The sequence below is a fragment of the Oxalicibacterium sp. genome, from assembly GCF_035565035.1.
GTDB lineage: Bacteria > Pseudomonadota > Gammaproteobacteria > Burkholderiales > Burkholderiaceae_D > Oxalicibacterium.
On sequence record NZ_DATMTD010000006.1, the window covers coordinates 1 to 12670 of the forward strand.

Annotated in this window: 10 protein-coding genes, 1 tRNA gene and 1 other RNA gene; 6 read left to right on the forward strand and 6 right to left on the reverse strand. The window is 56.3% G+C overall.

Going from position 1 to position 12670, the window contains the following annotated elements:
* Nucleotides 1–110: 110 nt before the first annotated feature.
* The 6 genes from VN114_RS00455 to trxA all read right to left on the reverse strand — a co-directional run bounded on the left by VN114_RS00455 (nt 111) and on the right by trxA (nt 4570).
* A tRNA-Leu gene (locus tag VN114_RS00455) sits at nt 111–195 on the reverse strand.
* Nucleotides 196–335: 140 nt separating this feature from the next.
* Nucleotides 336–2078, reverse strand: a complete 1743-nt coding sequence (locus VN114_RS00460; protein WP_325510879.1) for a glycosyltransferase — start codon at nt 2076–2078, stop codon at nt 336–338.
* 175 nt (nt 2079–2253) lie between these two features.
* The gene (locus VN114_RS00465; RefSeq protein ID WP_325510881.1) at nt 2254–2520 is read right to left on the reverse strand and encodes a type B 50S ribosomal protein L31; all 267 of its coding nucleotides are present in this window, start codon (nt 2518–2520) and stop codon (nt 2254–2256) included.
* 7 nt (nt 2521–2527) lie between these two features.
* A complete protein-coding gene (locus VN114_RS00470; protein WP_325510883.1) occupies nt 2528–2848 on the reverse strand; it encodes a hypothetical protein in 321 nt (106 codons plus the stop codon).
* An 18-nt stretch (nt 2849–2866) separates the two neighbouring features.
* Nucleotides 2867–4135, reverse strand: a complete 1269-nt coding sequence (gene rho / locus VN114_RS00475; protein WP_325510885.1) for a transcription termination factor Rho — start codon at nt 4133–4135, stop codon at nt 2867–2869.
* A 108-nt stretch (nt 4136–4243) separates the two neighbouring features.
* Nucleotides 4244–4570, reverse strand: coding sequence for a thioredoxin TrxA (gene trxA / locus VN114_RS00480; RefSeq protein WP_325510887.1), 327 nt, complete (start codon nt 4568–4570; stop codon nt 4244–4246).
* 294 nt (nt 4571–4864) lie between these two features.
* Here trxA and VN114_RS00485 point away from each other — a divergent pair, with 294 nt between their 5' ends.
* The 6 genes from VN114_RS00485 to VN114_RS00510 all read left to right on the forward strand — a co-directional run bounded on the left by VN114_RS00485 (nt 4865) and on the right by VN114_RS00510 (nt 12393).
* Nucleotides 4865–7546 carry a PD-(D/E)XK nuclease family protein gene (locus VN114_RS00485; protein WP_325510889.1) on the forward strand — a complete coding sequence of 894 codons (2682 nt, stop codon included), beginning with the start codon at nt 4865–4867 and terminating at the stop codon, nt 7544–7546.
* Nucleotides 7546–10842, forward strand: coding sequence for a UvrD-helicase domain-containing protein (locus VN114_RS00490; protein WP_325510891.1), 3297 nt, complete (start codon nt 7546–7548; stop codon nt 10840–10842). The genes VN114_RS00485 and VN114_RS00490 overlap by 1 nt, the downstream gene beginning before the upstream one ends.
* A gap of 193 nt (nt 10843–11035) precedes the next feature.
* Complete coding sequence (locus VN114_RS00495) at nt 11036–11251, forward strand: DUF904 domain-containing protein (RefSeq protein ID WP_325510893.1); 216 nt, start codon at nt 11036–11038, stop codon at nt 11249–11251.
* A complete protein-coding gene (locus tag VN114_RS00500; protein ID WP_325510894.1) occupies nt 11248–11559 on the forward strand; it encodes a cell division protein ZapA in 312 nt (103 codons plus the stop codon). The genes VN114_RS00495 and VN114_RS00500 overlap by 4 nt, the downstream gene beginning before the upstream one ends.
* Nucleotides 11560–11601: 42 nt before the next feature.
* Nucleotides 11602–11780: non-coding RNA, 6S RNA (gene ssrS / locus VN114_RS00505), on the forward strand.
* A gap of 154 nt (nt 11781–11934) precedes the next feature.
* Nucleotides 11935–12393 (forward strand): EVE domain-containing protein, encoded by a 459-nt coding sequence (locus tag VN114_RS00510; protein ID WP_325510896.1) that lies wholly within the window; start codon nt 11935–11937, stop codon nt 12391–12393.
* Nucleotides 12394–12670 lie beyond the last annotated feature (277 nt).

The window sequence follows — 12670 nt, forward strand, 5'->3', positions numbered from 1 at the left end:
ATTCATCGACGGCCTGTATTGCCGAAAAAGCAGGGCAGTAGAATCCGCTCGTCCAAATAAAAAATGCGGCGCCCATTCACATGAGAACCGCATATTTATATCGATTTGATTGGTGCCGGGAGCCGGAATCGAACCGGCACGCCTTGCGGCGCGGGATTTTGAGTCCCGTGCGTCTACCTGTTCCGCCATCCCGGCAACGCAAGCCCGTTATTATGCGCGATTCGCGATTTTTGAGCAAGACTCACATGAACGCAAATTGCTTTTGATAAATCGTTGGTTGATGACGAATACAGGCGGCGATAACAAGTTGACGCATTAACCAATGCGACGACCGATTATTTTTGTTCGGCCGGCACGTCGTAGATTCTGCGATACAGACGGAAGCGTTCGTTACGGTCCGACGCGCGACGGCCCAGCCACAGCAATTGCCATTGCCTGCCGTCATGGGTCTTGATGCGCGGTGAATCGTTGCCACGATGATGGTCCTGCAGCAGGAGGAAATCGCAACGGCGTTGTTCATTCGGCGGAGCGAATTTGATGTCGCCGAAGTAGGCAAACGACGCGCGCTGTGCTTCTCCGACATCGGTTGCGACGCAACGTTTGACAGGAGGCAGTTCATCCGCGATCTCGCGGGCAACGATGGCATAGCTCTTGATGTAATTGCCCCATGGCAGCCAAAGCGTCATCAACAACAGCCAGCACAGGATGATGCCGCCGGAAGACAGCACGACGGCGCGCCACAATACTGAAGGGCGGCGCGAAATGCGCCAGTAGACGATCCAGATCCAGGCAGCCGATGCAGCAGCCGCGAAAAGAAAAGTCAGCAGGCTGAATTCCGGTTTGAAACCGGGCGCAATCTTGAATGCGTTTCTCGCCAGTTGTGCAGGCCAGCCGGTCTGCTTGGCGATCCAGCCGATCCAGATGAAAACCGCGCAGGTCGACAGCATCATGACCGAGAACCAGTCGACCGCATTGATTGCGCCACGCTTCATCGTCGGCAGTCCGAAGGCCGCGAGAATCGCCAGCATCGGCAGTAATGGCAGCAAATTCGTTTCATCCACATCAGGGTTCAGCAACGCGAGTAGAAGCAGCGTGGCGAAGAAGGTAAGCGGCAGCGTGATGTGCAATGCTTCACGCTGGCGTCGCCATGCATAGACTGCCCAGATCGCGAATGGCCAGGCTGGCCATGCAAACCAGATCACGTTCTTCAGGAAGTACTGCAGCGTCGGCCACGTCGGTGAATCGATTTGCTGGTAATTCCACGCCATCCATGTGGCGGTTGCCGCATTGTCCGACGGCATCGCGGTGAAGTATGCAACCAGCGTCCATGATGCAGCGACCAGTGCGCCGAGCGGTAGCGTGATCAGCATCAGGCGCAACAGCACGCCGCGTTCGCGTACCGATGCCAGCGCCACAATGCCGAACCAGAGGCCGAGCGGTACGACCCAGCCGCGTGTCAGTGCCAGCAGACCGAGCACAAGGCCGAAGCCGATGGCGCTGCATGTCGAACGCGATTCGAACATGCGTGTTGCTGCATAGAGCGAGAATGCCACCAGCGATACCTGCAACGCGTCCGATGTGGTGCCGTGGCTGTGTACCAGCAGGCCGAGGCTGCCGAGATAAATCAGCAATGCACCGTCCGCCAGCGTGCGGCCGAAATCCTTCGGCTCGGGCTGACCGCCAAAAGCGAGCTTCAACGGTTGTGCATCGGTGCGGCGACCGAGCAGATAAGTGGTGTACCACACCGACATCGAACCGAGCAGGAAGAAGCCGATCGGCGCAACGCGTGCCGCCATTGGCTCGCCGAACAGCCAGCCGAACAGCTTGATGCAGATTGCGCCGAGCCAGAATGTCAGTGGACCTTCTTCGTACATCGGCAGGCCGGCGATGTTCGGCGCCAGCCAGTCGGCCAGCGTGCCGTGCGCCATTGTCCACATGATGCCGAAGCCGGCAGCATCATCCGGCTTCCATGGGTCGCGACCGACCAGGCCGGGAAGAATATAGAGTAAACACAGTGCGAACAGCGCCCAGCGCGGGAGAGCAAGCGTGGCAGAGGCGGGGAGTCGGACTGGCTTCATGAAGGGATGCTGTTTTTATATGATTCGGCGCTATTGTGCCGCAAAAAATCGCTGGCAGTGCAGTGATCGATGAATGGCGTATTAGTTGCACTGTATGGAAAGGCATGCCGGTAACGCGCGGACTGCCAACAAAAAAGGCAGCCGTAGCTGCCTTTTTTCACACACGCATCCGAAATTATTCGGCCACTTGCGTTTTGGAGCCGACGGTACCGAACTTCTTGCGGAACTTGTCCACGCGACCTGCGGTATCGACGATCTTGTGCTTGCCGGTGTAGAACGGGTGCGATTCCGACGACACCTCGATTTTGATCAGCGGATATTGCTTGCCTTCGAAATCGATGGTTTCACGCGTTTGAATGGTCGAACGGGTGATGAATTTGAAATCGTTGGACATGTCCTGAAACACGACTTCGCGATAATCCGGGTGAATGCCTTCTTTCATGTTTGCCTCAATGGTTTGGTAGCCAATCGTCACTTCGTCGGCCGCACTGCTTCTTGGCCCGATTGTCGATCACTTGCCTGGTTGGAAATAGCCGAAGATTATACAATGAAATCAGCAGCTTGCGGAACATGCGCTGAGAAGGAAAACCCTGTTTCAATACGTTGTGGCAAAAAAGGAAGAAACGAGCGCGCAAAAAGCAGTTTTCAATGCGTGTTGTCGCAATTGCATCTGTTTTTTGTGCATGCAGCAATAAAGAAAAAGCCCGACGTTCGCAAGCTGCAATAACGTCGGCTCCGGCAGCCGATTTTTCAGGTCGGCGCAGATTCAACCAGTCTTCAGATCATCATCAAGAGCCGCTACCGCGACGCATCATGTCGAAGAATTCGGCGTTGTTTTTCGTCGCTTTCATCTTGTCGAGGATGAATTCCATCGCCTCGATTTCGTCCATGTCGTACATCAACTTACGCAACACCCAGATTTTTTGTAGTTGATCCGGCTTGATCAGCAATTCTTCGCGACGTGTGCCGGACTTGCTCAGGTTGATCGCCGGATAGACGCGTTTTTCGGCCAGGCGGCGTTCCAGATGGACTTCCATATTGCCGGTTCCTTTGAATTCTTCAAAGATCACGTCATCCATGCGGCTGCCGGTTTCGATCAGCGCGGTCGCGATGATGGTCAGCGAACCGCCTTCTTCGACGTTACGTGCGGCACCGAAGAAGCGTTTCGGACGTTGCAATGCGTTGGCATCGACACCGCCGGTCAGCACTTTGCCGGAGGCCGGAATCACGGTGTTGTAGGCGCGTGCCAGACGGGTGATCGAATCCAGCAGGATCACGACGTCTTTTTTCATTTCAACCAGACGCTTGGCTTTTTCCAGCACCATTTCGGCGACCTGGACGTGACGCGTTGCTGGTTCGTCGAAGGTCGATGCAACGACTTCGCCGCGCACCGAGCGCTGCATTTCGGTTACTTCTTCAGGGCGTTCGTCGATCAGCAACACGATCATCACTGCTTCCGGATGATTGGTCGTGATCGCATGGGCGATGTGCTGCAGAATCACCGACTTGCCGGATTTAGGCGATGCCACCAGCAAGCCGCGTTGGCCTTTGCCGATCGGCGCGATCAGATCGATGATGCGGCCGGTGATGTTTTCTTCGCCGCGCATTTCACGTTCAAGCAGCAATGGCTTGTTCGGATGCAGCGGCGTCAGATTTTCAAACAGGATGCGATGCTTGGATGCTTCTGGCGCTTCGCCGTTGACCTTGTCGACCTTGACCAGGGCAAAGTAACGTTCGCCGTCTTTCGGTGTGCGGACTTCGCCTTCGATCGAATCGCCGGTGTGCAGATTGAAGCGGCGGATTTGCGAAGGTGAAATGTAGATGTCGTCAGTGGACGCCATGTAGCTGGCGTCGGGCGAGCGCAGGAAGCCAAAGCCGTCAGGCAATACTTCGAGTGCGCCATCGCCAAAAATTTGTTCTCCCGATTTCGCGCGTTTCTTGAGAATCGCGAACATCAGTTCCTGTTTGCGCAAGCGCGCTGCGTTGTCGATGTCGAGGCTGATTGCCATTTCGAGCAATGCGGAGACGTGTAACGCCTTTAATTCAGATAAATGCATAGTGTTGAGTTTCCCGGGACGGGAGATAAAAAGGTGGGGGAGGGAACTACGTGGTGAAGTTTGCTATTAAGAAGCAGCGATGCGGGCGCATCGCTGCCTGTTTATTTCTTAGATGTTGCCGTCAATGAACGCGGTCAACTGGCCTTTTGCCAATGCGCCGACTTTCTGCGCGGCCGGTGCGCCATCCTTGAACAGGATCAGCGTCGGAATGCCGCGGATGCCGAACTTGGCAGGAATCGCCTGGTTCGCATCGACGTCCATCTTCGCGATCTGGATCTTGCCTGCGTATTCTTTCGCGACTTCTTCCAGGATCGGTGCAATCATTTTGCACGGACCGCACCATTCAGCCCAGAAATCGACCAGAACCGGGGTGCCGGATTTCAGTACGTCTGCGTCAAAGGATGCATCGCTAATGTGTTTGATGTTTTCGCTCATGTTTGCCTCAGTGTGAGGAGAAAGGGAAATAAATCGGCGCCTTTACGACAACCGTTCCTGTCGTTTTGCTTGCAACGCCTCCTGATACTGCAACAAACATGGAGACGATACGGATTAGTTCAAGTTGTAGGGGGCGACAGCAGGTAATCAGGCGGGGTCTGGGCAGATCATAACCTATTTTATAAAAAGTGTGGCGGCACCCGGAAAATTTCACGCTGCCTCGCATAAAATGCAAAACCGATTGCGATTTTTCCGCCTGTTTCCTCATTCATTTCCCCTGCTGAAATCCTCTTCATGACATTTCGCTCCATTGCCATTTCGCCTTCTCCCGTCTTCTGGGATGACGCGGCACGCGTGGTGCTGGCGAGCGAACATGTCGAGGATCGACGCGATCTGTCTGCCGTGCGGGTCGTGGTTCCGACGTTTGCACACGCACATCTGCTTAAGGATGCATTAAGTCGTCAGATCAACGCGACATTCATCCCGCCGACGATTTCCACGATGTTCGGCTGGCTGGGCATGTTGCCGCCGACCTCCGGCCCGGTTGCCACCGCTGCCAGCGAACGATTGATGTCGTTGTATGCGTCGTTACGTGAACACGGCTGGCTGAAGAAGTTGTTCGGCGCGCGTCGCAATACCGATCTGTTGCCATTGGCTGAAATCCTGCTGACACTGTCCGACGAGTTGACGCAGGCGCTGTTGCCATCGCTGCAAGCGACGCCCGACTTCGCCGATGAGCGCTGGCATGCCGCGCTGCAAAAATTGACGCCGGTCGCACGCAATCTGTTATCGGACGAAACGCAACTGGTGTGGTCAATCTGGAAGAGCCAGCTCGATGCGAACGATGCGATCGTGACGCGTTATTTGCGCATGCAACATCTGGCACGCAATACACGACAACCCTTGTTCTGGGTCAGCCCGGTCGCGCCGGATGCGATTGAGCAGGCGTTTATCGATACGCATGCGATGCAATTGCCGGTCACCGTCATTACGCTGGACTGGCATGCATCTTCGATTGCGACAACCTACGCCGCGGCCTGGCCGGAAATCGTGCAGGACGAACAGGCCATCGATTACAGTGGAATCGTCACACCGGCCGGCTTGCGACTGAATGCCGCGACAAGCCTGGAAGAAGAAGCGACCACCGGCGCGCAAACCATCATCGACTGGCTGCAAGCCGGCCGGGAAAAGATCGCCATCGTCGCGCAGGATCGCGTCGTTGCCCGTCGCATCCGCGCACTGCTGGAGCGTGCAGAAGTCATCGTGTCCGACGAGACGGGATGGAAACTGTCAACCACGCGCGCTGCAGCCGCGTTCGCTGCATGGTTTGACCTGATCGCGGCACGCGCCGAAACGGTCGCGCTGCTCGATTTCTTGAAGTCCCCATTTGTCTTTGCCGGGACGGATGACAAAGCCGATCTGGTAATGGCGATAGAAATCGCATTGCGCCGCGCCAACATTGCCGGCGACTGGGCGACGGTTACTGACGCGTTGACTGCTTTGCCGGTTGCGCAATCACTGGTTGTCCGTTTGGCGGAGCAGGCCAAATCCTATGCCGGTCGCAAAACGTTGTGCGACTGGATCGCAACAACCGAACGCACGTTTGCATCGCTTGGCATGACGGAGGCGCTGTCTGCGGATATCGCCGGTCAGCAATCGCTGCAGTTGCTGAAAGCGATCGCGCAGGATTGCGATGGCGTGGGTCACGCATTTTCGTTTTCCGAGTGGCGTGCATTCGTCAATCTGCAACTGGAATCCGCACCGTTCATTCAAAAGCAGATCGATCGGCGTGTGGTGATGCTGCCACTGAACGGCGCGCGATTGCGCGGTTTCGATGCGGTATTGATGGTAGGTGTCGATTCGGATCACCTGCCGTCCCAGCCGTCGGAAACCCTGTTCTTTGCCAACGCCGTTCGGGGTGAGTTGGGACTCGCAACGCGCGAAAGTCGGCAGCGGCAACAACTGCGCGACTTCACCGAATTATTGTCTGCCAATAACGAGATCGTGCTGTCATGGCAAACGACCAGGGATGGCGAGCCGAACACAGTCAGTCCGTGGATCGAACGCCTGCAATTGACGCTGGCAAAAGCAGGTGCCGCACCGCTTGCAACGCACGTCGCAACCGTGGCGTCGCGACAGTTGCACGCAACCCCGGTCACGATGCCGGCCCCTAGTGCGCCGCAGCTACGGCCGCTGCGTTTGTCGGCCAGCGGGTACAACAGTCTGGTCGCATGTCCTTATCAGTTTTTTGCCACGCGCATGCTCGGTCTGGCCGGCATCGACGAGTTGTCGGACCTGCCGGAAAAGCGCGATTACGGCGACTGGCTGCATCAGATACTGGCGACTTTCCATACGACGATGCGCGACCAACACATTGCCGTCGAAGATCGTGCCGCCTTGCTGAACGACATTTCGCAAAAGATTTTTGCACAATCGCTGGATAAAAGCGGCGCGGCCCTCGGCTATTTTGCCCGCTGGGAAAAGGCGATGCCGGCGTATCTGGCATGGGTTGAAGAAAGGGAAAGGCAGGGCTGGCATTTCGTCTTCGGCGAGGAGCATCTGGAAAGAACGCTGCGCTGGGAAAATGATGGAGCGCAAGGCGACATCATCCTGCACGGTTATGTCGACCGTATCGACGAAAACGACGGTGGTGAACGCGCGGTGCTTGACTATAAAAGTACCAATGCAACGTCATTGAACAGCCGACTGAAGCAGGGCGAGGATCATCAACTGCCGTTTTACGGTTTGCTGTCCGACATTCCCTTATTGAACGCTTGCTACGTTCCGCTTGATACCAGGGACAAAATAAAGGAAGTCGAGGCACCGGATTTTTCTGCCTGGCAGCACGCACTGGAAGAACAGATTACGCATAGCATGCAGGCGATCGACGGTGGTGCGCCATTGGCGGCGACGGGGCCTGAATCCGTTTGCCAGTATTGCGATGCGCGCGGACTGTGTCGCAAGGGAGCGTGGTGATGAGCGCACCGCAGAATGACGTCGAATTGGCGCACGCGTATGAAATAAACGGCGCTGTCGCTGATGCTGCGCAATTTACGGCGATCGCATGCGATCCGGCGCGATCCGTCGTGGTGGAAGCGTGCGCCGGTAGCGGCAAGACCTGGCTGCTGGTCGCTCGCGTGTTGCGGCTGCTGCTTGCCGGGACCGAACCGGCCGCCATCCTGGCGATCACCTTCACGCGCAAGGCCGCGCAGGAAATGCGCGAGCGCCTGTTGCATCTGCTGCAGGAGCTGGCACTGGCATCCGACCAGCAAGCGACGCTGATCCTGCTTGAACGCGGCATCACCTTGCAGCAAATTCCCTCCATGTTGCCGTCGGCCCGAAGTTTGTACGAGCGCGTGTTGCGCAGTCCGAGCGCCTTGTCGATCGATACGTTTCACAGCTGGTTTGCGCGATTAATCCAGATTGCGCCGCTCGCGTCCGGCGTACCGCACGGTTATACCTTGACCGAAGCGACCGGAGAGTTACACGCGGACACGTACAGCCGCTTCATGCAATCGGTCAACGATGCCGATCAACAGCATGTCAGGCAGGCACTGGTCGATCTGTATCAGATGGTCGGCGACTGGAATGCACGCAATCTGCTGAATGCGTTTGTCGACAAACGCGCAGAATGGTGGGCCGCGGAGCAATGTGGTCAGCCACTCGACTGGCTGTGCGAATTGTGTGGTGAGGATGGCGAAACCGATGCACGCCTGTCGTTGTGGCAAGACGAAAAGTTGATTGCGCGCGTGAGTCGCATTGCATGGCTATTGGGACAGGGAACCGACGTCAACCAGAAGCGTGCGGTCGCGATCGAACAGCCGTTGAGCGCCGGCGCAACACTGGAAAATTTCGCCGCAGTCGCCAATGAATTTTTCGACGCTGCCGGCAAGCCGCGCAAAAATCGCAGTACAAAGAATCTGACCAAGGTGTTGATCGATCACCTGGGTGATAGCGGGGTTGAAGCATTCGAGCGGGAATTCGATGAAGTCGGCGATGCGCTGAAACGGATTTTGATGCGCAGCACCGAACCGCAGGTCATTGCGCTGAACCGCGCATTGTTTGTGGCCGGTGCCGCCTATCTGGAACTCTATCAGGCGGTCAAGGCCGAGCAGCGCGTGTTCGACTTTTCCGACCTTGAATGGCAGGCCTATCGTCTGCTGTCGAATGAAGAGCATGCTGCGTATCTGCAAAGCCGGCTTGATTCCCGCTATCAGCATGTGCTGCTGGACGAATTCCAGGATACCAATCCGCTGCAATGGGGAATCGTGCAGGCATGGCTGGCTGCGTACGGCAGCGATCATGATCGCCCAAGCATGTTTGTCGTCGGCGATCCCAAGCAATCGATTTATCGCTTCCGCCGTGCCGAACCACGCGTGTTTACCGCGGCGCGTGAACAATTGACGGCGCAGGGCGCGGATTTCCTGCGAACCAATCAGACGCGTCGTAATGCGCAGGCGATCGTCGATGTGATGAATGCAAGCCTGATCCATAATCCCATTTTCAAACCGCAAACGACATTGAGCGGGCAAGGCGGCGCAGTCTGGAAACTGCCGCTGGCAAAACTCGAAGAAGCCGAAAAGATTGCGTGGTCGCCATCGCACCTGCGTGATCCGTTGACCACCTCCCGCGAGGAACAGGAAGACGAACGGCGATTGCATGAAGGCCGCGCGGTGGCGCAGGCGATTCTGCGTGCACGGTCGACCGTCGACGATTTTGCGTGGTCGGATGTGATGATGCTGGTAAAAAAGCGTACGCATCTGCGCGCTTATGAGCGGGCCTTGCGCGAAGCAGGCATTCCATTCATTTCGGACAAACGCGGTGGATTGCTGGCGTCGCTCGAAATCGCCGACCTGATCGCATTGCTGACATTCCTGATCACGCCGAACGACAATCTGGCGCTGGCACATGTATTGAAATCGCCGATTATCGGTGCGAGCGACGACGACCTGATCATGCTGGCCAGCCGCACCGGTCGCACTTGGTGGCAACGATTGCATCAATGCGAGGCTTCTTCGGCATTGCCGGTCGCATTGCAGCGCGCAATCGCATTGCTGAGCCGATGGTTGCAGATGGCGCCGCATTTGCCGGTGCACGACCTGCTCGATCGGATCCTGCATGAAGGCGACGTGATTGCGCGATATGCATCGTCGGTATCACCGCTGGTACGCGCGCAGGTACTGGGCAATATTGAAGCCTTTACCGAACTGGCGCTGAATCTGGACGCCGGCCGCTATCCAAGCCTTCCGAAATTCATCCATGCGTTGAACCAGTTGCAGAAAAATGCCGACAGCGATGCGCCGGATGAAGCGGACGCCGATGCATCGACCGATGCCGTGCGCATCATGACCATTCACAGCGCGAAAGGGCTGGAAGCACGGATTGTAGTGCTGCTCGATGCGAATCACAGCGAAGCGATGCGTGAAGATATCGGCGTCTTGTGCGAATGGTCGCAGGAAGATGGCGGGCCGCGCCATTTCTCCGCGTTCGGCAAGCAATCGGAGCGCGGCGTTGCGCGTGATCGCTTGTTCGAGGAAGAAGAACAGCTGAAAACGCAGGAAGACTGGAACCTTCTGTACGTCGCCATCACGCGTGCAAAAAACCTGCTGATCGTCAGCGGTGTGGCGGACGGGCGTAGTGCCGCCAGCGATGGGGTCGCGGACGGCTGCTGGTATGGCCGCATTTTGGGCGGCGAGTTGATGCACGTCGAACAGCTTTTCGACGCATCTTCCTATACGCAAACGCACAAGCACTTCGAACTGCCGATTTTCACGCCCGCATCCTTGCCTGCGCCGGCAGCGGCGATCGACGATGTTTTCTCCAGTGCAGTCATCGATGAAGGAATCGCGTTGCACGCGTTGATGGAGCGACTGACGGACCAACATGACTGGCCTGTGACATTGCCGTCCCTATTGGCTGTGGCGCAATGGCTGAACTTTCCGGCCGAACTGGCGCAGACCGTGCACACACAGGCGAGTGCGATTCTGACCGAACCCGCGCTTGCACGATTCTTCGATCCTGCGGCCTATCGGTATGCGCGCAACGAAATGGAAGTCGTGGTTGACGGCGCAACGATGCGGTTTGACCGGCTGGTCATGTTTGACGACGAACTGTGGATTCTCGATTACAAGCGTAATCTGCTGGAATCGGAACGTCTCGCCTATGCACAACAACTGGAAGATTACCGTGCGGCGGCACAGGAAGTTTTTCCGGATACGGCAATACGCACGGCACTGATTACCGTCGACGGCCGTTTGATCGAAATGCCGTGACACATAAGTAAACCGTCATCCATGCGCGAACGACGGCAGAAACAGGTGCACGTCGAAAGATGCGACAGATGCCGTTCTGTTATCGAAAACGATCCCGGAAAGAGTGAATGGGCGCGCGGGCGGTGTTGTTATCCGCGTTCGGGATGCGGCGGCTATTGACTGTCGTTCCTCCGCACAACTATAGTGGCGAAATATGATTTCCGACTTTCACGATCTTTCCGAAAAAATCAGCCAACTGGCTGCATTGACCCAGTCGCTGCGCAGCGAAAATGCTGAATTGCGGCTGCGTTCCGTTGCCTTGGCGGCGGAAAATGCCGAACTGGCGCGTCGCATGCAGGAGGCGCACGATCGCGTTTCCGCACTGCTGGAAAAAATTCCGGCCCCCGAACAGGATGAGGAAGCAGCATGATTCAGCTCGATGTATCCATCATGGGGCAAAACTACAAACTCGCATGCAAGGAAGGCGAGGAAGAAACATTGCGCGCAACGGTTGCCTATCTCGATGAGAAAATGACGGCGATCCGCGATGCGGGCAAGATCAAGGGCACCGACCGTATCGCCGTGATGGCGGCGCTGGGCGTGACGGCGGAACTGCTGTCCGTCAAATCGCCGGATGGTCCGCTGTCAGGCATGGCAATTGTTGAAGTCAAGCAGAAAATCGCTGCAATGCATACCGTGCTCGACAGTGCGCTTGCGCCACAGGAAAATCTTTTTTAATCAAACTCTCTTTTACTTGGAGTGCGATTGGAGTAGACTTTAAGTCCCCTGCGGTGTTCGCCATTGCCATAATTCCTTGAACCATTTATGCGCAGCGGCCGCGGAATTTTGTTCGACGGGCGTGAGCGTCGCTAGTCCGATGAACCCGAAGTTGAACTAACTGCGGCCAACTTGAACCTCTTGGTTCAGGATGCCGGCAAAGCGGCACATGCGGGGACTGAATCACGAACGGCTGCATGCAGATGCGGCCGTTTTTTTATCTGCGTTTTTCGTGAAACGTCATGTAACGGCTGTATTGAATACCGTTGCCGTCCGCTTTCTGTCTGTCGTTCTGTCTGTTGTCCCATTCGATCTTCCATTTTCACGGTGATTGCCATGCGCTACTGGTTGATGAAATCCGAACCCGGCGAAGTGAGTATCGACGATGCGCTAGCCGCTCCCGGAAAAACCGTACCATGGACAGGGGTGCGCAATTACCAGGCGCGCAACTTCATGCGCGATGCGATGCAGGTTGGCGACGGCGTGCTGTTCTACCATTCGAGCTGTCCGGAACCGGGTATCGCCGGGCTGGCCGAAGTGGCGAGCACGCCTTACCCCGATGAAACACAATTCGACAAGCGCAGTCATTACTTCGACCCGAAGGCCACGCATGAGACGCCGCGCTGGATGCTGGTGGATGTGCGCATCAAGAAAAAGACGCGTCTTATGTCACTGGCCGAATTAAGGGCAACGCCCGAACTGGCCGACATGCAGGTGCTGCAGCGCGGCAATCGCCTGTCCATAACACCAGTCTCTCCTGCCGAATGGCAATTCATTTGTACGCATTTGTTATAACGCCATGCACGCAATCTTATGCGTAGCGAGCAAGTTTATTTCTCCTGCGTGACATGGGTTACATCTGCTAACAATCTTTTTACCGATGGTCACAGGAAAAATTTCATTCCTGTTTCACTGCATGGTGCGGCACACCATTGATGCATCGCATCGGTGCGCGCCGACGCCTTCCCTGCAATTCCATTCAATGAAAATGCGTGCTCTTCCGAGTGAAGAAGGCCTTTTCTCCTTACCGGTGCTGATTAAAATTTAATCAGGTACTTTGCATCTTTTACGT

Coding starts and splice junctions, on each gene's coding strand:
- VN114_RS00460 (WP_325510879.1), bottom strand. CDS start 2,078: ATGAAGCCAGTCCGACTCCCCGCCTCTGCCACGCTTGCTCTCCCGCGC.
- VN114_RS00465 (WP_325510881.1), bottom strand. CDS start 2,520: ATGAAAGAAGGCATTCACCCGGATTATCGCGAAGTCGTGTTTCAGGAC.
- rho (WP_325510885.1), bottom strand. CDS start 4,135: ATGCATTTATCTGAATTAAAGGCGTTACACGTCTCCGCATTGCTCGAA.
- trxA (WP_325510887.1), bottom strand. CDS start 4,570: ATGAGCGAAAACATCAAACACATTAGCGATGCATCCTTTGACGCAGAC.
- VN114_RS00485 (WP_325510889.1), top strand. CDS start 4,865: ATGACATTTCGCTCCATTGCCATTTCGCCTTCTCCCGTCTTCTGGGAT.
- VN114_RS00490 (WP_325510891.1), top strand. CDS start 7,546: ATGAGCGCACCGCAGAATGACGTCGAATTGGCGCACGCGTATGAAATA.
- VN114_RS00495 (WP_325510893.1), top strand. CDS start 11,036: ATGATTTCCGACTTTCACGATCTTTCCGAAAAAATCAGCCAACTGGCT.
- VN114_RS00500 (WP_325510894.1), top strand. CDS start 11,248: ATGATTCAGCTCGATGTATCCATCATGGGGCAAAACTACAAACTCGCA.
- VN114_RS00510 (WP_325510896.1), top strand. CDS start 11,935: ATGCGCTACTGGTTGATGAAATCCGAACCCGGCGAAGTGAGTATCGAC.